The sequence below is a fragment of the Mesorhizobium sp. B2-3-15 genome (genome assembly GCF_006442875.1).
In the GTDB taxonomy this organism is placed as follows: domain Bacteria; phylum Pseudomonadota; class Alphaproteobacteria; order Rhizobiales; family Rhizobiaceae; genus Mesorhizobium; species Mesorhizobium australicum.
The window spans coordinates 252773-271519 of record NZ_VFVO01000005.1; the positions used below are offsets into that span (position 1 = coordinate 252773).

18 protein-coding genes are annotated in these 18747 nt (G+C 64.3%); 11 read left to right on the top strand and 7 right to left on the bottom strand.

What is annotated here, in order from left to right:
• Positions 1-47 precede the first annotated feature (47 nt).
• Positions 48-1001, top strand: a complete 954-nt coding sequence (locus tag FJ954_RS12840) for an alpha/beta hydrolase (protein WP_140661537.1) — start codon at positions 48-50, stop codon at positions 999-1001.
• Here the strand turns inward: FJ954_RS12840 and FJ954_RS12845 are convergent.
• The gene (locus tag FJ954_RS12845; RefSeq protein WP_140661538.1) at positions 989-2023 is read right to left on the bottom strand and encodes a LacI family DNA-binding transcriptional regulator; all 1035 of its coding nucleotides are present in this window, start codon (positions 2021-2023) and stop codon (positions 989-991) included. The genes FJ954_RS12840 and FJ954_RS12845 overlap by 13 nt on opposite strands.
• Positions 2024-2281: 258 nt before the next feature.
• Between FJ954_RS12845 and FJ954_RS12850 the strand changes: the two genes are divergently transcribed.
• Together FJ954_RS12850 and FJ954_RS12855 are read left to right on the top strand one after the other, a co-directional pair.
• Positions 2282-3235 (top strand): sugar kinase, encoded by a 954-nt coding sequence (locus FJ954_RS12850; RefSeq protein WP_140661539.1) that lies wholly within the window; start codon positions 2282-2284, stop codon positions 3233-3235.
• The gene (locus tag FJ954_RS12855) at positions 3232-4515 is read left to right on the top strand and encodes a D-tagatose-bisphosphate aldolase, class II, non-catalytic subunit (RefSeq protein WP_140661540.1); all 1284 of its coding nucleotides are present in this window, start codon (positions 3232-3234) and stop codon (positions 4513-4515) included. The genes FJ954_RS12850 and FJ954_RS12855 overlap by 4 nt, the downstream gene beginning before the upstream one ends.
• A gap of 219 nt (positions 4516-4734) precedes the next feature.
• Here the strand turns inward: FJ954_RS12855 and FJ954_RS12860 are convergent, their stop codons facing one another.
• Positions 4735-5664: an aldose 1-epimerase gene (locus FJ954_RS12860; RefSeq protein ID WP_140661641.1), complete on the bottom strand. Its 930-nt coding sequence runs from the start codon at positions 5662-5664 to the stop codon at positions 4735-4737.
• Positions 5665-5717: 53 nt separating this feature from the next.
• Between FJ954_RS12860 and FJ954_RS12865 the strand changes: the two genes are divergently transcribed.
• The 8 genes from FJ954_RS12865 (at position 5718) to FJ954_RS12900 (ending at position 13993) form a co-directional block, all read left to right on the top strand.
• Positions 5718-6518, top strand: a complete 801-nt coding sequence (locus tag FJ954_RS12865) for a FadR/GntR family transcriptional regulator (RefSeq protein ID WP_246681064.1) — start codon at positions 5718-5720, stop codon at positions 6516-6518.
• Positions 6515-8242 carry an IlvD/Edd family dehydratase gene (locus FJ954_RS12870; RefSeq protein WP_140617442.1) on the top strand — a complete coding sequence of 576 codons (1728 nt, stop codon included), beginning with the start codon at positions 6515-6517 and terminating at the stop codon, positions 8240-8242. Before FJ954_RS12865 ends, FJ954_RS12870 begins: the two co-directional genes overlap by 4 nt.
• An 11-nt stretch (positions 8243-8253) precedes the next feature.
• Positions 8254-9033, top strand: a complete 780-nt coding sequence (locus FJ954_RS12875; RefSeq protein WP_140661541.1) for an SDR family oxidoreductase — start codon at positions 8254-8256, stop codon at positions 9031-9033.
• Positions 9034-9066: 33 nt separating this feature from the next.
• The gene (araD1, locus tag FJ954_RS12880) at positions 9067-10068 is read left to right on the top strand and encodes an AraD1 family protein (protein ID WP_015319012.1); all 1002 of its coding nucleotides are present in this window, start codon (positions 9067-9069) and stop codon (positions 10066-10068) included.
• 53 nt (positions 10069-10121) lie between these two features.
• A complete protein-coding gene (locus tag FJ954_RS12885) occupies positions 10122-11147 on the top strand; it encodes an ABC transporter substrate-binding protein (protein WP_140661542.1) in 1026 nt (341 codons plus the stop codon).
• A gap of 76 nt (positions 11148-11223) precedes the next feature.
• On the top strand, positions 11224-12327 hold the full coding sequence (locus FJ954_RS12890; protein ID WP_140617445.1) for an ABC transporter ATP-binding protein: 1104 nt from the start codon (positions 11224-11226) through the stop codon (positions 12325-12327).
• Positions 12324-13196 carry an ABC transporter permease gene (locus FJ954_RS12895; protein ID WP_140661543.1) on the top strand — a complete coding sequence of 291 codons (873 nt, stop codon included), beginning with the start codon at positions 12324-12326 and terminating at the stop codon, positions 13194-13196. Before FJ954_RS12890 ends, FJ954_RS12895 begins: the two co-directional genes overlap by 4 nt.
• Positions 13193-13993: an ABC transporter permease gene (locus FJ954_RS12900; protein WP_140661544.1), complete on the top strand. Its 801-nt coding sequence runs from the start codon at positions 13193-13195 to the stop codon at positions 13991-13993. The genes FJ954_RS12895 and FJ954_RS12900 overlap by 4 nt, the downstream gene beginning before the upstream one ends.
• A gap of 3 nt (positions 13994-13996) precedes the next feature.
• Here the strand turns inward: FJ954_RS12900 and FJ954_RS12905 are convergent, their stop codons facing one another.
• From FJ954_RS12905 to FJ954_RS12925, 5 genes are all read right to left on the bottom strand, one after another.
• On the bottom strand, positions 13997-15391 hold the full coding sequence (locus FJ954_RS12905; protein WP_140661545.1) for an FAD-binding oxidoreductase: 1395 nt from the start codon (positions 15389-15391) through the stop codon (positions 13997-13999).
• 214 nt (positions 15392-15605) lie between these two features.
• On the bottom strand, positions 15606-16865 hold the full coding sequence (locus FJ954_RS12910) for an ABC transporter substrate-binding protein (RefSeq protein WP_140661546.1): 1260 nt from the start codon (positions 16863-16865) through the stop codon (positions 15606-15608).
• 47 nt (positions 16866-16912) lie between these two features.
• Entirely contained in the window at positions 16913-17335 is a 423-nt protein-coding gene (locus FJ954_RS12915; RefSeq protein WP_140661547.1) for a DUF4440 domain-containing protein, read from the bottom strand.
• Between the two features lie 5 nt (positions 17336-17340).
• Positions 17341-18396: an aldo/keto reductase gene (locus FJ954_RS12920; RefSeq protein WP_140661548.1), complete on the bottom strand. Its 1056-nt coding sequence runs from the start codon at positions 18394-18396 to the stop codon at positions 17341-17343.
• Positions 18393-18746 (bottom strand): TIGR04076 family protein, encoded by a 354-nt coding sequence (locus tag FJ954_RS12925; protein ID WP_023782304.1) that lies wholly within the window; start codon positions 18744-18746, stop codon positions 18393-18395. The genes FJ954_RS12920 and FJ954_RS12925 overlap by 4 nt, the downstream gene beginning before the upstream one ends.
• Position 18747 lies beyond the last annotated feature (1 nt).

An 18747-nucleotide genomic window follows, 5' to 3' on the forward strand; every position in this document is an offset into this window, starting at 1 on the left:
GAAAACCGCTGCACACTTTTCCTGGAATTGCTTTGACGGAGATGGCGATGACGCTCGACCCAGATGCGCTGCGTGCCCTGGAAATCGGCCGTGCCGCCCGCGGCGAACCCTTCGAGAATGGCAGCGTCGCGGCGGCGCGGGCCGCGTACAACGCTTCGTTCCCGACGCTGCAGGGCGAGCACGAACAGGTCGCGGCAACCGAGCAGCAGCAGATCGACGGGCCGAACGGTCCGGTGACGATCCGCATCCATCGCGGTATCGGCGCGCCGCGGACCGGGGCGCGCGCCGTGCTCTATCTGCATGGTGGCGGCTGGGTGATCGGCAATCTCTCCTCGCATGACGATATCTGCCGCTGGCTGGCCAATCTCGGCAACGCCGTCGTCGTCTGTCCCGATTACCGGCTGGCGCCGGAGCACAAGTTTCCCGCCGGGCTCGAGGATTGCGCGGCAGCGCTACGCTTCATGGCCGCTGGAGAACTCGGCATCGACCCTACCCGTATTGCCGTCGCTGGCGACAGTGCCGGCGGCAACCTTGCCGCCGTGCTGGCATTGCTCGCCCGCGACAGGCTGGCGCCGCCGCTCGCCGCCCAGATCCTGATCTATCCCAACACCGATGCCCGCCAGACGGCGGACAGCTACCGGCGTTTCGGCGAAGGCTTCGGACTCACCGCCGCCACCATGGCCTGGTTCCGCGACCACTATGTGCGAACGCCCGATGATATCGCGGACTGGCGCGTATCGCCGCTGCTGGCCTCCAGCCTCGCCGGCGCACCGTCGGCCTTCGTCGTGATCGCCGGCCACGACATCCTTGCCGACGAAGGCACGGCCTATGCCGAGCGCCTGCGCGCCGACGGAGTGCCGCTGGCGTTGCGACACTGGCCGGGTCAGATCCACGGCTTCGTCTCGATGGGCCGCCACATCCTGGCCGCGCGGCAAACGGTAAGCGAGGCGGCGGCCTGGCTCCGCCTACAGACGCCGGAGCCGATCACTCAGGCCGACTGACGCATCACCAGGGTGGCGCCAAGCTTGACGTTGCACGCCAGATCACGGCCGGACGGATCGGCCTCGTCCAGCAACGCCAGCAGGATCTCGACGCTGCGGCCGGCCATGGCGGCGAAGTCCTGTGCCATGGTGGTCAGCGCGGGACAGGTGTAGCGGCTCAACGGATGATCATCGTGGGCGGCGACGCGAAAATCGCAATCGGCGCGGCGGCCGATCTTCAGCCCGCGCGAAAAGGCGGCCGCCATCACACCGAAGGCGAGACGGTCATTGGCGCAGAGCAGCGTGCGGGCCGGCAGGCCGCCTTTCTCGAGCGTCCTGTCCATCCATTCGTGGCCGATGCGCTCGAAGTCCCAGCTATAGTCGCCCGCCGCCTTGAGAACAGTGGGCTCCAGGCCCGCGGCCTGCATCGCGTCGATATAGCTCTGCAGGCGTTCGCCCGAATTGTGGTTGACGTGCGGGATGTCGACATAGACAGGCGGTTCGCCGGACCGGCAGAGATAATCGACGATGGTCGAGGTGCTCTGGTGGTTGTCATTCCCGACGAATGGCGTGTCGCCTTCGATATAGGTGTCGAAATAGACGATCGGGATGTCCTCGCTCATCCGTTCGAAGACGCCGGGTTCGGAGACCAAGCCCAAGGGCGCGACGATAGCACCCGCGACCTTCAGCGACGTCAGCGTCCTGACCGATTCCGCCTCCAGTTTCGGCGAACCGTGCGAGGAGATGACAATCGGCCAAAACCCTTCGTCGCGACAGCGCCGTTCGATGCGGCTGACCATCTCGGCGTAGAACGGATCGGTGATCGCCGGTACGACGATGCCGACATTGCGGGTGCGCTTGCGGTTGAGGTTGCGGGCAAAAACATTCGGCTGATAGTCGGACGAACTAAGCGCCGCCTCGATGCGCGCCCGGGTCGCCGGCTTCACGCTGGCCGGATCGTCGAAATACTTCGACAGGGTCGGCCGCGAAACGCCGGACGCCCTGGCGAAATCATCCATCGTCCGGTGGGTCTTTTCCGCCATCTATATTTCAGGCCCCTTATCCTCGATGCCAGCCTTAACGCTCTGGCGAGAATCAGTCTTGCGATCGTCGCGGTGAGGCAGCATTGCTTGAGCCAACTTATTCAGTCAAATTTCCACGGTTTCCAGTACAACGCAGAAGCATTGCGCACGTCAAATTATTTATTGACGCTCCGAAAACGACAACTTAGGTTTTGAACATGCACGGATAAAGGAATTTCTGGCCAAGCGGAGGCCGTCCGTCCGGCAGATGGTGAGGACATGAAGAAACTGGTTTGTGCCGGCGAGATCCTGGTCGAGATCATGGCCGAGCGGATCGGCCAGAGTTTTCGCGCCCCCGGCCCGCTGGTCGGTCCGTTTCCCTCAGGCGCTCCCGCCATCTTCGTCGATCAGGCGGCGCGGCTCGGCCAGCCGGCGGGGCTGATCGCGGCAGTGGGCGACGACGATTTCGGCCATTTGAACATCGAGCGCCTGCGTGCCGACGGCGCCGACATCTCGGCCATTACCGTCCATCACGGTGCCGCGACCGGAACCGCCTTCGTCACCTATGAGAGCGATGGCAGCCGGCACTTCGTCTACAACATCAAGCAGAGTGCCGCCGGCCTGATCGAGATGGGCGCGGAAGCGCGCGCACTGCTGGCCGGCGCCGACCATTTTCACGTCATGGGGACATCGCTGTTCTCGCCCGAGGTGATCGAAATTGCCCGCAACGGGATCGAAGCCGTCAAGACGCGCGGCGGCACGGTCTCTTTCGACCCCAACATCCGCAAGGAGATGCTCGATCTACCGGGCATGCGCGACGCCTTGCTCTTCGTGTTGTCAAAGACCGACGTGTTCCTGCCGAGCGGGCCGGAACTCTTCACCTTCGCCGAGGCAAACGACGAGGAAAGCGCGGTACGCGAAATGCTGGACCGCGGCATCTCCACTATCGTCGTCAAGAAGGGCGCGCAGGGCGCCGTCCACTACGCCCAGTCGGGGCGCACAGCCTCACCCGGCTTCGTCGTCGAGGAAATCGATCCGACCGGCGCCGGAGACTGCTTTACCGCGGCCTTTGTCTCCTTCTGGCTGCGTGGAGAGGCACCGGAAAGGGCGCTGCGAATAGCCAATGGCTGCGGCGCGCTGGCGGTGACGAAGAAGGGACCGATGGAGGGTATCGCCTCGCTCGCCACCGTTGAGGCGTTCATCGAGACCGCCCGGACCGGAGCACCGGCATGAGCCAGGCGACCGATCGACTGGCTGGCATCGCCACGCGCCGTGCGGCCGGCGAACGCTGTGGCATCACCTCGATCTGCTCGGCCCATCCGCTGGTCGTCGAAGCGGCGCTGCGCCACGGCAAGGCGCGCGGCGCCGATGTGCTGATCGAGGCCACCTGCAACCAGGTCAACCACGAGGGCGGCTATACCGGCATGACACCGCGCGATTTCCGCCGCTTCGTCGAGACGATCGCCGGAAAGGCCGGCTTTCCCCTGGACAGGCTGGTGCTCGGCGGCGATCATCTGGGCCCCAATCCTTGGAAGCACCTGCCAGCGCCCGAGGCGATGGAAAAAGCCGCACGCATGGTGGATGCCTATGCCGAGGCCGGCTTCACAAAGATCCACCTGGACGCCAGCATGGGCTGCGCCGGCGAAGGCGCGGCACCGCCCGACGCCACCATCGCCGCGCGCGCCGCCGAACTGGCCGAGGTGGCGGAGGCCGCGGTTGAACGAACAGGCGGCACCAGGCCTGTCTATGTCATCGGCACGGAAGTGCCGGTGCCGGGCGGCGCACAGGAGGCCATGGACCATCTGGCGGTGACGACACCGGAGGCTGCGGGTGAGACGGTTCGCATCCACCACGATGCCTTTAGCCGGCGCGGCCTCGACCAGGCTTTCTCGCGGGCGATCGGCGTCGTCGTGCAGCCGGGCGTCGAATTCGGCAATGCCGAGGTCATCACCTACCGGCCGGAACGCGCCCGGGCGCTTACCGGCACGCTGCGAGACCTGTCGCAATTCGTCTTCGAGGCCCACTCGACCGACTACCAGCCGGTCATGGCGTTGAGCGCGCTGGTCGACGACGGTTTTGCCATACTCAAGGTCGGGCCATGGCTGACCTTCGCGCTGCGGGAAGCCCTCTACGGCCTGAGCCACATCGCCGACATTCTGGTTCCCGATCCATCGCGGGAAAGCCTGCCGGCGGCCATGGAGCGCGTCATGCTGGCGGCGCCCGGCAATTGGAAGAATTACTATCACGGCTCCGAGGCCGAGCAGCGGATCGAGCGGCATTTTTCCTACAGCGACCGTATCCGCTACTACTGGCCTGCGCCGGCGGCGCGGCAGTCCGTGAACGCGCTGATGCAGGCGCTGGGCGAGCGCGACATCCCCTCACCCCTGATCAGCCAGTATCTCGGCCGCCTCGACAGCGCGGTAGCGAGCGGATCCGTCGCGCCAAAGGCCAGGGAACTCCTCATCGCAGGCGTGACGGACGTTCTCGACATCTATGCCAGCGCAACCGGCTGATCCCGACTTTCATGGCTGTGGCACCAGGGCGCGCGTGGTGCGGCGCAACGCCAGATCGCGATGCGCGTCAGCGGCGGCGTCAAGGGCTCCGGCTATGATTGCTTCGGCGGCAAGGCCTCGATCGCCGAATTCACCGATTTGCGCCGCGTGACGATCGAGGACCCGGGCCAGCACTATCCGTTCTGCAATGGCCTCGCTTCGGGCAAGTCGCGGCGAAGATCAAACAGCCAGCGACGGAATAAAGCGGACGCTTGCGGATTGTTTCTGGCCAGGGGCCAGCACAATGCAACCGGTGTCGATCTCCTTGTCGCCCCTCCGGTTGAAAGCATCGGTAATGTTGCTGACCGGCTCGGCGCAAAAGAACGGTTCGCCCGGCGGCGTGTAGAGGGCGAGGAAGTCGAGCGGCGCCTCTGCCTCGATGTCCAGCTGCAGTCCGTGTTCGGGCCAGGTAATCCGGGCGCGGCGCGCCCATCCGGTGAAGACCGTGTCGAAGTCCACTTCCGATACGTCAAAGCCGATCGACGGGTCGGCCCCCACGGGCGGCGGGACATGCCGGATGGGCAGCACCTCCGCATCGGTTTCCCACATGCCTGATACCCGTGCCTGGACATGCGTCCACGGTGTCGACGGGAAGTAAGGATGGAGACCGAGGCCAACCGGCATCGGCGCGTCCGACAGGTTGCGCACGGCAATGGTCATGCAAAGCCTGCCTTCGGCCAGCGAGATCACTTGCTCGGCTTCATAGCTCCACGGCCAGGAATCGGCGGCGTGGCGATAGCGCAGGACGATCATGCTCGCTTCATGGCCCACGACCGTCCACGGGTGACGCCAGCCATGGCCGTGCTCATGGTGTGGATCGTCCGGGGCCGTCGGCAATTGAATGGGGCGCCCCGCGAATTCAAAGCGGCCATTCCTTATGCGGTTGGAATAGGGCACGAGCGGAAAGCAGGCCATGGCGCCGGCATCGCCACGGCCGATCGCCGCTGGGTGAGCCGCACGCAGCCAATCCACGGCCGAACCATCCCGCCACCATCGATACGACGCCAGCGCTCCACCAGCGGCGGGAGCAATTTCGACCGTCGCGATGCCGTCGCTGATCGAGACCAGTTCCGTGTACTGCGCGACGGCCACAGCGAAATTCTTTGTCATCGGCACTCCCCCAATCCCTTGACTCCAATCCCCACGCCTATAAGACATATCATATGAATAGTATGAAGAATAGAAAATCATTCAGCACAGCCCGCACGTCACGAGCCGCGGTCGCGGTTTCCAGCGGTTCCACCGCGCTGCACGCCACCGTCGTCGAGCAGATCGGGCTGCGCATCGTGCAGGGCGACTTCCTGCCCGGCGAGGCGCTGCCTAATGCCGACGATTCCAGCGAGATGCTGGGGGTCAGCCGCACCGTGCTGCGCGAGGCGATCAAGGTGCTGGCGGGCAAGGGGCTGGTCGAATCCAGGCCGAAGACCGGCACGCGGGTGCGTCCTCGCGCCGATTGGAATTTCCTCGACCCCGACGTCCTGTCCTGGCGCTATACCGGCGGTGTCAGTGCGGAGGATGTGCGGGCGCTGTTTGAACTGCGCCGCGCCATCGAGCCGATGTCGGCGGCCCTTGCCGCGCAGCGTGCGACGCCGGCTCAGATCGCCGAGATCCATGCAGCGCTGGCTGAAATGGAAGCACTGAGCGATGACGGAGACCGCTTCGCCAAGCCCGATCTGGTGTTCCACCAGACCATATTGCGCATGACCGGCAACGAGCTGATCGGCTCGCTGGCCGCACTGGTCGAGACCGCGTTGGTAATGAGCTTTCGCCTCTCCAACGACAATCCGGAAGGGCAGCGCCATTCCTTGCCGCTGCACCGGGAAGTCGCCGAGAAGATTGCCGACGGCGACGCCGCCGGCGCGCAAAAGGCATTGCTGGTGCTTATCGACAATGCCGAGGGTGACGTGCGCCGCAGCGTCGAGAACCGCAACAAACGCCGCAACGAGCGGGGCCTGCAATCGTGACCGAGACCAAACGCAAATTGCGGTCGGAAGCCTGGTTCGGCGGTGAAGGCAAGAACGCTTTCATGCACCGCAGCTGGATGAAGAACCAGGGCATTCCCGCTGACGCTTTCGACGGCCGCCCGGTGATCGGCATCTGCAACACGTGGTCGGAACTGACCCCCTGCAATGCGCATCTGCGGGCGCTCGCCGATCACGTCAAGCGCGGCGTCTATGAGGCCGGCGGCCTGCCGTTCGAATTTCCCGTGATGTCGCTGGGCGAGAGCAACATGCGCCCCACCGCCATGCTGTTTCGCAACCTGGCGAGCATGGATGTCGAGGAATCCATCCGCGGCAATCCGATCGACGGCGTCATCCTGCTTGTCGGTTGCGACAAGACCACGCCGGCGCTCTTGATGGGGGCTGCCTCGTGCAACCTGCCAACCATCGCCGTCTCCGGTGGGCCGATGCTGAACGGCAAGTTCCGCGGACAGGATATCGGCTCGGGCACGCATGTCTGGAAATTCGCCGAGGAGGTCAAGGCCGGCCGCATGCCGGTCGCCGACTTCCTTGCCGCCGAGCAGGGCCAGAGCCGGTCGGCCGGCAGCTGCATGACGATGGGCACCGCCTCGACCATGGCCAGCATGGTGGAGGCGCTCGGCATCGGCATGCCCGACAACGCCGCGATCCCGGCGGTGGATTCGCGCCGAAGCGTGCTTGCCCAGTTGGCCGGACGGCAGATCGTCGATCTTGTCCACCGCGACGTGACGATTGCAAAGATCCTTACCAGGCAAGCCTTCGAGAATGCCATTCGCGTCAATGGCGCGATCGGCGGCTCGACCAATGCGGTGCTGCATCTGATCGCCATCGCCAACCGGGTTGGTGTCGATCTCGGCCTCGATGACTGGGACCGCCTTGGCCGCGGCGTGCCAACCATTGTCGACCTGATGCCGTCGGGCCGGTTCCTGATGGAAGATTTCTACTATGCCGGGGGGCTAGCTGCGGTCATGGCGTCGCTTGATGAAGTGGGGCTTCTTCATCGCGACGCCATGACCGTCAGCGCCAAGACCATCGGTGAACTGATCGACGGCGCGCCCAACTATAACCGTGAGGTCATACGGCCGCTGCGCGAGCCGCTGACCAAGGAGGGCGGCATCTCGATCCTGCGTGGCAATCTGGCGCCCAACGGAGCGGTCATCAAGCCGTCCGCGGCAACGCCCGAACTGATGCAGCATCGCGGCAAGGCGGTCGTTTTCGAGAACATCGAGCATTACCATGCCCGCATCGACGATCCGGAGCTGGATATCGACGCCTCCTCGGTGATGGTGCTGAAGAATTGCGGACCGCGCGGTTATCCCGGGATGGCCGAGGTCGGCAACATGCCGCTGCCAACCAAGCTGCTCAGAGAAGGCGTTTCCGACATGGTGCGCATTTCGGACGCGCGCATGAGCGGTACCGCCTACGGCACGGTGGTGCTGCATGTGGCGCCGGAGGCCGCGGCCGGTGGTGTGCTGGCCCTGGTGCGCGACGGCGATCTCATCGAGCTGGACGTCGCCGGCCGCCGTCTCGAGCTTTTGGTTTCGGACGAGGAACTGGCGATCCGCCGCCGTGACTGGAAGCCGCCGGAGCCGCCGCAAGGTGGCTACCAGAGCCTCTATGTCGAGCGCGTGCTGCAGGCCGACAAGGGCTGCGACTTCGACTTTCTCGTCGGTCGGCGCGATGCCGGCATCCCCCGGCATTCCCATTAGAGAGGCGCGCGATGACGAATCAGATCGGCAGCTACGCGACCTACCCCAGCCTGAAGGGCCGCAGCGTGTTCATAACCGGCGGCGGCAGCGGCATCGGCGAAAGCCTGGTGCGCCATTTCTGCGCGCAAGGCAGCCGCGTCGCCTTCGTCGATCTGGCCGAGGAGCCTTCACGGCGCCTGGTCGATACGATCGCGGCCGAAGGGCATGCCGCGCCGCTGTTCATTCCCTGCGACCTGCGCAATGTCGAGCAGCTGCAGGCGGCGACCGTCGAGGCGATGCGGCACAACGGCCCGATCCAGGTGCTGTGCAACAATGCCGGCAATGACGACCGCCACCAGACCAAGGACGTCACGGTGGCCTATTGGGACGACCGCATGGCGGTCAATCTGCGCCACCAGTTCTTCGCCGCCCAGGCGGTGCGTCCGCAAATGGGCTCGCTGGGCGGCGGCTCGATCATCAATTTCGGTTCCATCACCTGGATGGTCGGCGATCCCGACTGCCCTGCCTATGTCACCGCGAAAGCCGCTGTCTACGGCATGACGCGGGCGCTGGCCCGCGAACTCGGCCCCGAGCGCATCCGCGTCAACTGCATGGTGCCTGGCTGGGTGATGACAGAGCGCCAGATGCGGCTATGGCTGAACCCCGCCGGCGAACGCCAGATCGCGGAGCGGCAGTGCCTGCCCGACCGGCTGCAGCCATCCGACATTGCGCGCATGGCGCTGTTCCTCGCCGCCGACGACAGCCTGATGTGCACGAGCCAACAGTTCGTCGTCGACGCGGGCTGGGTGTGACCCGGTACGGCCTCTAGGGAAGAAGGGTATTTCATGCGTCTTGTTCAGTACACAACGATCGACGGCGGCAGGCGGGTCGGCCGCGTTTCCGATGACGACGGCAATCGCCTGTATCTACTCGACAAGACAAGCACCGTGCTGGAGCTCGCCGAAGCGGCGATCGCCCAGGGTGCGTCGATCGCGGCGCTGGTCGAGAAGCGGACGGCTGCGGCCACGATCGACTATGGCGAACTGCTGCGCGATGGCCGCGTGCTCGCTCCCGTCGACCATCCGGAACCGGCACGCTTCCTGGTCACCGGCACCGGCCTCACCCACACGGGAAGTGCCGCCGCGCGCGACAAGATGCATGTGCTGACCCATGGCGAGGACGCCGAGGAGTCGGATTCGCTGAAGATCTTCCGCATGGGCTTGGACGGGGGCAAGCCCGGCGCCGGCAAGATCGGCATCCAGCCCGAATGGTTCTTCAAGGGCGTCGGCACCTGTGTCGTGCCGCCTGGCGCCGATCTGCCGATGCCTGCCTTCGCGAAAGCCGGCGCCGAAGAAGCCGAGATCGTCGGCCTTTACCTCAATGGGCCGGATGGCCGCCCTTATCGCATCGGCTATGCGCTGGGCAACGAATATTCCGACCATGTGACGGAGGCCGAGAACTACCTTTATCTCGCCCACTCGAAACTCCGCTCCTGCTCGATCGGACCGGAGCTTTTGATCGGCGACCTGCCCGAAGAAGTGCGTGGCCATTCCCGCATTCTGCGCGACGGCACTGTTATCTGGGAACAGGAATTCCTGTCGGGCGAAGCGCACATGTCGCATTCGATCGCCAATCTCGAACACTTCCATTTCCGCTACCCGATGCACCGCAGGGCGGGCGACCTGCACGCCTATTTCTTCGGAGCGGCGGTGATGAGCTACGCCTCCGGCGTCAAGACGGCTTCCGGCGACGAGTATGAAATCCAGGCACAGACATTCGGCAAGCCGTTGCGCAACCGGATGGTGTCGGTGCCGGACGAGGGACTGGTCGCCGTCACCCAGCTATGACGGCGATAGCCCCGGAAATTACGGTCCACCAGAACGACAATGGGAGATTAAAAATGGGACTGAAGAAAGCGTTTCTGAGACTAGCGACCATCGGGCTCGGCATCGGCCTGATGACGTCGGCGGCGCTGGCCGCGAACCTTCGCGTGCTGGCCTGGGACGGTTATGCCGACCCGGACTGGGTGAAGGACTTCACCGCCGCCACCGGCATCGGCGTCGATGTCGTCTTCATCGGCAGCGATGACGAAATCTGGGCCAAGATCAAGGGCAGCGAAGGGCAGGACTTCGACGTCTTCGCCGTCAACACCGCCCAGTTGCAGCGCTACATCAAGGCCGATCTGGTGTCGCCGATCGACATCACCAAGCTGCCGAACCAGAAGGACGTGCTGCCGCGCTTCCGTGATCTGTCTCAGGTCAGCGGCGACACCAAGGACGGCAAGGTCTACGGTATTCCGTTCTGCTTCGATTCCATCGGGCTGATCTACGACACCGACAAGGTCAAGCCGGCGCCGACCTCGATGTCCGTCCTGTGGGATCCGGCCTACAAGGGCAAGATCCTCGCCTACGACAATGGCGAGCACAATTTCTCGTTCACCGCGCTGACGCTCGGCTACAAGGATCCGTTCAACCTCGACGAAAAACAAATGGCGGCGGTCAAGGCCAAGCTGGTCGAGCTCAAGCGCAATGTGCTGAGCTTCTACACCACCGCCGACGAGGCGCAGCAGATCTACCAGAACAATGATGTTGCGCTGATCTGGGCCAATTATGGCCAGCAGCAGGTGAAGGCACTGCAGAAGATCGGCGCCCATGTCGCCTACGTCAATCCGAGCGAAGGCGCGCTTGCCTGGCTCGACAACTGGGTGATCTCCAAGGGTGTCCGCGACAATGCCGCGGCCGAGAAATGGATCGACTTCATGCTGACGAAGAAGATCAGCGGCGCGCTTTCCGAGCGCACCGGATTCGGCAACACGGTGGTCGAGTCGAGCAGTGCGGGCGGCAACGACAAGCTGGTCTGGCTCAACAATGTCGAGGATCCGCTCAAGCGTTCGGACTTGTGGAACGAGGTCAAGGCGACGCCCTGATCCCTTCCGCGCCTGACTTCGAAGGACCCGGCGGTCCGGACGTTCCGGACCGCCGAAGCGTATGCGAGAATATCCCATGAGCCAGAACACCGACCTCTTGACGCTGCGGTCCGTCTCGAAATCCTACGGCACGGTTCCCGTGCTGCACGGCATCGACCTGTCGCTCCGGGACGGTGAGTTCCTCACCGTTCTTGGGCCGTCGGGTTCGGGCAAGACCACGGTCCTGCGGCTGATCGGCGGGCTGGAGCCGCTGACGTCAGGCGAGATCCGGCTGGACGGCCAGGACATCAGCCGCATGCCGATCAACAAGCGGCCGTTCAACACGGTGTTCCAGGACTATGCGCTGTTCCCCCATATGACCGTCTCCGGCAATGTCGGCTATGGGCTTTCGGTGCGCCATATCAAGCGCAAGGAGATCGCCAGCCGCGTGGCGCAAGCCCTCGATCTGGTGCAGCTCGGACGTTTCGCCGAGCGCTTTCCGGCACAGCTTTCCGGCGGCCAGCGCCAGCGTGTCGCGCTCGCCCGGGCGCTGATCTGCCAGCCGCGCCTGATCCTGCTCGACGAGCCGCTGGCGGCACTCGATCTCGAATTGCGCCGGCAGATGCAGGAGTTCCTGAAATCCATCCAGCGCGAGATCAAGACCACCTTCCTGTTCGTCACCCACGACCAGGAAGAAGCGATCGGCATGGCCGATCGGATCTGCGTCATGCAGGCCGGCCATATCCGCCAGCTCGGCACGCCGCATGAGCTCTACTACAAGCCGAATTGCGAATTCGTGGCGCGCTTCTTCGGCGAGAACAATCTGGTGGCCGGAAAACTCGGTCCGGTGCAAGGCGAGCAGCGACCGATCGAGACGACACTTGGACGGCTGGTGTGCTCGATCAGCGACCAGCCGCATCTGAAGATTGCCCCGGATGGCGCCGCGGCTTTCGCGGCGTTCCGCCCCGAAGCCTTGCATCTCGCGGACGCCCGTGATGGCGCCAATCGCTTTTCCGGTGCCATTGCCGATCTCGCCTTTGCCGGCTCGTCGACGGTCGCCACGATCATGGCGGGTGCGGACGATGCCGCGCAGCGCCTGCGGCTGCGCATGCCGAGCCGGATCGACGGCAGCATCTTGAAATCCGGCGAGACGGTCTGGCTTTCGTTTGCGCCGCATGAAGGCCATCTGGTGCTGGCATGAGCGGAACCGGCTCGACACACGCCGCGCAACGGCGGCTGTCACGGCTGGTGACGGTGCTGGCATTCGCCTTGCCGGTTATCTTCGTCCTCGTGCCGCTGGCAATCTTCCTGGTCTACAGTTTCTTCAGCGTCGACCAGGGTACGATCGTCCATACACCGACGCTCGGCAACTATGTCAGGTTTTTCACCGACCCGATCTTTCTGCCGGTGTTCTGGAACACCATCGTGCTGTGCGTATCGGTGGCCGTCATCTGTATCCTTCTCGCCTATCCCGCCGCCTACTTCCTGACGACGCTGAAAGGGCGGTGGCGCTATGCCCTGCTGATGTTGCTGCTGGTGCCACTGCTGATGAGCTACGTCATCAAGATCTACGCGATCCGCAGCATCCTCGGCCTCAACGGCTTCCTCAACAAGGCGCTGGTGGCGCTCGGCATCCTGGATCAGCCATCGACGCTTTTCGTCTTCAACATGAACGCGATCCTCTTGACGCTCAGCCTGCTTTTGATCCCGTTCGCCATCCTGCCGATCTTCCTGTCGCTGGAGCGGATTCCGCAGACCTTGCTGCGCGCCTCGGATGACCTGGGCGCCAGCAGCCTGCAGACATTCCTGCGCATCACCCTGCCGCTGAGCCTGCCCGGCGTCGCCTCAGCGGCGAGCTTCGTCTTCGTACTGGCGATCGGCGATTTCCTGACGCCGCAAATGGTCGGCGGGATCAGCGGCTTCACCTTCGGCCGCATCCTCTACAGCCAGTTCGGCACGGCCTATAACTGGCCGTTCGGCGCCGCGCTGTCGGTGGCGCTTGCGATCGTGGTGATCGCCGCCATTCTCATTGGCGAACGGTTCGGGCGCAGCCGGGGGACGTCGGTATGAGCGCGCTGCCCCGGCCGTCCACCATCTTCCTGGCCGCGATTACGACGCTGGTCGCGGTGCTGCTCTACAGCCCACTGTTCGTGCCGATCGTGTCGTCGTTCTTCACCATTTCGCATGGCAATGTCGACTGGTCGTCGCCGACCTTTTCGACCTATGTGGCGCTGGCTGAAAACCATGACATCCTGACCGCGTTGCGCACCACGCTGATCGTCGGCGTCTGTACCGTGATCCTGTCGGTGGTCAGCGGGACACTGCTGGCGCTCTACTATCACGGCCGCCGCTCGGGACGTTCGGTTCTGCAGTTCATCATCTTCCTGCCATTCCTGATGCCGCCTATCATCAGCGGCCTGGCGCTGCTGATCTTCTTCCGCGAGATCAGCCTCGAACGCTCGCTGCTGACGGTTGTCATCGGCCACACCGTGTTCGTGCTGGCGATCGTCTACCGCACTGTGCTGATGCGGCTGCAGTCGATGAGCCGCACGCTGGTCGAAGCATCCTACGATCTCGGCGCCAGCGGTTGGCAGACCTTCTGGCGCATCATCCTGCCGAACCTGTCGAGCGCCATGGTCGGCGGCGCCATCCTGGCCTTCGCGCTGTCGTTCGACGAGACGATGATCACCATCCTGGTCACCGGCACGCAAAGCACGCTGCCGGTCCGGCTGTGGGCGATGATGCGGCTAGGCTTCTCGCCCGACATCAACGCGCTGGTGGCGCTGATCCTGATGTTCACCGTGCTGCTGTGCGTGCTCGCCGCCCGTTTTCTCATTCCCAGGCAAATGGCGACGGAACGTACCTGAGTTTCAAACGGTTGGGTCAAGGTCGAAGACTCGTCCGGGATTGAGGATGTTCTTCGGATCGAGCGCCGTCTTCAGCCGCCGCATCGTGGCGATCTCGGCGTCACTGCGCACCAGATTCAGCCACTGCTTCTTGTCGAGGCCGATGCCATGCTCGGCCGACACGCCACCTCCGGCCGCCGCCACGCCGCGATAGATGATACCGTAGGCCGCCGCCGGGTCCGCCGTCAGCACCTGATAGTGCAGGTTGCCGTCCCCGAGATGGCCGAAGACGTAGATGTCGGCACCGGGATCGACCGCGCGGATGGCGGCATCCGCTTCTTGCAGGAACGCCCCCATTCGCGCCAACGGGATGCTGATGTCGACGCCGATCAGGCCTTTCATCGAAAACAGGACGCGGTTGGCGTCCTCCCGCACATCCCACAGCGCGCGGAATTCGCGCGGCGATTGGGAGACGACAACATCGTCGACGACGCCGTCCTCGACCGCCTGCATCAAGACCTCGGCGAAGCGCTCGCCGTCACGTTCTGGCTCACTGCCCTGGATTTCGGCCAGCACATAGACGGGTGATCCGGCCGGAAGCGGCGCCGGCATGGCCATGCTGGCGACCATGACGTCATAGAGCGGCGCGATATTGACCTCATAGGCGGACAATAGCGGGCCGAGCTTTTGCCGCAGCAGCCCAAGCAGGCCAATCGCCGCATCGAGCGAAGGCAGCGCGCAGAAGGCGTTCACCTCGGATGCGGGCTTGGGATGCAGCCGGAGCGCGGCGCGGGTGACGACGCCAAGCGTCCCTTCCGCGCCGATGAAGAGTTGGCCGAGGTCGTAGCCGGAATTGTCCTTGGGCAGGCCTTTGAGCGACGTCAGCACGGTGCCATCGGCGAGTACCGCCTCCAGCCCCAGCACCTGTGCCCGGTACATGCCATAACGCAGCACGCGGATGCCGCCGGCATTGGTGGCGATGTTGCCGCCGACCGTGGCGGAGCCGCGCGCGCCGATATCGACGCCGAACATCAGCCCGGCGCCGTCGGCCGCTTCCTGCACCGATTGCAGCGTCGCGCCAGCTTCGGCGACGATGGTGGCGGCTTGACGATCCGGGGCGGCAAGGCCGGTCATGCGCTCCAGCGACAGCACGACCTCGCCCGGCTGGACGCGCGCGCCACCGGCCAGCCCGGTGCGCCCGCCCTGGACGACGACCGGCTGGCCAAGAGCGTTGCACGCGGCGAGTGCCGCCGCGACACCCTCGGCATCGCACGGGCGCAGCACGGCTTCGGGAAGCACGCCGAGCTTGCCGTCGGGATCGTCACGATAGCGCTGGTCCACGTCGGAGCCGGCGAGCACGCCGCCCGCGCCCAGTCTGTTGCCAAGCGCGGAGAGCAGCCGTTGTATTTCAGGTGACATCCGGCTCAGGCGCCTGCGTGACAGGGCGCATCGTCAGCGTCCAACAACCGGATCGCCCGATGAGTATCCTTGTCCAGCACGCTCGCCATCCCCTGAATTGCAGCCGGCCGATCCTATTCGCGCCCGCTTCTCGTGCAAGCGATATCGAGCTGCCTCAGGCTATGCCGGCATCGATCGCGATGGGCGAGATCGATGCCGGAAGTACAGCGTCGGCTTACTGAAGCTTGGCCTGCAGCGCGTTGACGTCATCGGTGGTCATTTCACCATCGGTCGTCACCTTGCCGTCGGCGATCTTCCACAGCCGGAACGGGCCAGTGATGTCGCCAAACTTGTCGAAGGCGACGGGACCGATGACGCCTTCATAGCGGATCGGCTTGCCGTCCTTGATCAGGCCGAGCGCCTTGGCGAATTCTTCCTTGCCGGCATAAATCGGCGTGCCGGCGGGATCGACTGCCTTGTACATGGCGTCCTTGATCTTGGCCGGGTCCTCGGAGCCGGCAATCGCGATGGCGAGCCCGACAATGGCGCCGGCATCATAGGAGCGGTCTGCCGCGGGATTTGACGGTTCGATGCCGGAAAACGCCTTGTAGTTCTTGGTGAAATACTCCGTCGAGGCGGTCGGGCTGGTGCCGGAAGACGTGCCATAGGCGTCCTTCAGATAATCGGCGCCGACGGACTCGATAAAATCGGGGCTGTTCATGCCGTCATTGAGCAGGAATTTCTGCACGCCGCCCTGCGAAATCCAGGTGCGGGCTATGGTGGCGCCGTCGACGGGCGTGCTGACCAGGTACAGTCCATCCGGTTCGCCACCCATCGCCGCGGTGACTTCCGAGGCGTAGCTCGACTGCTTCTCGTTGTAGGGCGTGTCGGAGACGATGGTGCCGCCGAGCGCTTTGTAGGCACGCGAGAATTCGGCCACCATGTTGACGCCGAAGTCGTTGTTGACGTGGATGATCGCCAGCTTCTTGAAACCCTTGTCGACGGCATATTTGGCGGCGGCCACGCCCTGCAGCGCATCCGAGGTGATGGTGCGGAAAAAGATACCGTTGGTCTTGCCGTCGCGGCCGAGTGTCGTCAGCGTCGGCGAGGACGACGCCGGCGAGACCTGGACGATCTTGGCCGGCGCGGTCACCGAGGTCAGGATCGGGATCGACACCGAGGAGATGATGCCGCCGATGATCACAGGCACTTTCTTGACCTGAACCAGCTGGGTGGCGGCATCGACCGCGATGTTGCCCTGGCTCTGGCTGTCGCGCGTGTCGGTGACGAGATCGCAACCGCGCACGCCGCCGGCTTGGTTGATGTCGCGGAAGGCCATTTCGACCGATTTGGCGCCGGCCTGGCCGTATTCACCGGCCGGACCGGTCAGTTCCATGACGAGACCGATGGTGATCTTGCAGTCGGCGGCCTGTGCGGCACCCGCCATCGTCACGAGAGCAAGTGCCGTGGTGAGCTGGAGTAACGTCTTTCTCATTGTTGTTCCCCTTGAGTTACACGAACTGATTTGACGTCTGGAAAGTCTCAGTGTTCCGGCACCTGCAGCCAGGTTTCATGCAGATGCCGCCATTGGACGCCGTTGGGCGCCGATGAACGGGTGGTGAAGACCGCGCTCGACTGGCGGCGGCTGTGCTTGCCCGCGCGCAGCTGCGCCTCGACATAGAGGACGACGATCGTGTCGCCATTCTGCCAGCCGGGCCTGATGTCCTCGATCGAGATGGCAAAGCCGTCGTCGCAAGTGGCACGGCTGGAGCGCACATGGTCGATCACGGCATCGCGGTCGAGGATCTGGCCGCCTGGTGCGATCATGGTCAGGCCTTCGCCCATGACGGCTTCGAAGCGGCCGAAATCCACCTTGTCGGCGCGCGAGGCGACGAACCAGTCGACGAAAAAGCGATGCAGATCGACGACTTCGGCGCTGGCCTGCGAAAACAACCTGTCGTCCATGGTCTTCATATCCGGCCCGCGTTGAGATTGTAGTGCATGATCGAGCCGTGGCGGCCGTGGCGGTCGCGCTCCAGCGTGTAGACATCTCCCTCAAGGCCGTTGCCCCTCGCTATCACGGCTGCAATCCGCGCACGGTCATCGGCGTCGAGTACGACATCCATGATCTTGGCGTTGGCCAGCGCATGCGCCTGGTTGCGGGCACCGACGATGACCGCGGCCACTCGCGGCTGCTCCAGCACCCAGGCGCTGGCGATGGTGGCGATGTCGACGGCGTGGCGGTCGCCCACCACCTTCAGCGCGCGAAGCAGTTGCTGGAACAGGTCCCAGCCGCCGAAATCGTCGATGATCAGCTTGTACTTGACCAGCGAGCGGTTTTCGAGCGGCGTGCCGGGTTCGGCGACACCAAGCCATTTGTCGCTGAGAAAGCCGCCGGCCACAGAACCGTAGCAGAGAAAGCTGACGCCGTTTTCCTCCGCAAGCCCGGCGAGGCTGTTCGCCGGACGCTGGTCGAGCACCGAATATTGCAGCTGCTGGCTGACCAGCGGGATGCCGGCTGACAGAATTTCGGCAAGCCGGGGCGTATCGAAATTGGTGGTGCCGAGATTGCGCAGCTTGCCCTCGCGCCGAAGCTCGTCGAGCCAACCCATCGCCTCGACATAGCGCGGCTGCGCATAATCCCACCAGTGAAACTGCACGAGGTCGAGCCGCTCGGTCTTAAGCCTGCGCAGCGACTGGTCGACGATGCCCCTGATATAGTCGCGGCTGATCGTAGCGAGCCGTTCAAGGTCGGGCACGAGCTTGGTGTGCACCTTCATTTTGGCAGCTGCATCGAGACCACGCTCATTGGCCAGCCGCAAGCGCGCGGCGCCGATCAATTCCTCGACGCCGGTGTAGATATCGGCGCAATCATAGGTCCAGATGCCGGCATCGAAGGTGGCGATCAGGTCGCTTACGGCCTGACTGCGATCGATGGCGCCATGGCCGCCGGCCAGTTGCCAGCCACCGCGTATGACGCGCGAAATCGCGTAGCCCGGGCTGAGCTCGAATGCCTTGGCGGTCATGTCAAGTCATTCCCCTTCGGCAGCGGCACGGCCGTGGTTTCGGCATGGCTGAACCGCCGCTTGGCCAGCCTGACGATCCGCAGCCTGCTGGCACAGTTGGGATCGGGACAGGCGATCTCCGCGTCCGAGGTCATCCAGTCGTTCGGGTGGGTCGGGCGCTGCTTCGCCGCCAGGAGCGGCAGCACCGCCGAGATCGAATAGATCGAAAAGCCCTGCCCGGCTGGCATCGACAGCATCTCGCCCTTGAGCTCGAAATAATCGCCGGCCCTGGCGCCGCAATAGATCGGCTTGCCCTGCGGAATGACCGCCTCGACGCGAAGATCGAAAAGCTCGAAACTGTCGTCAGCCATT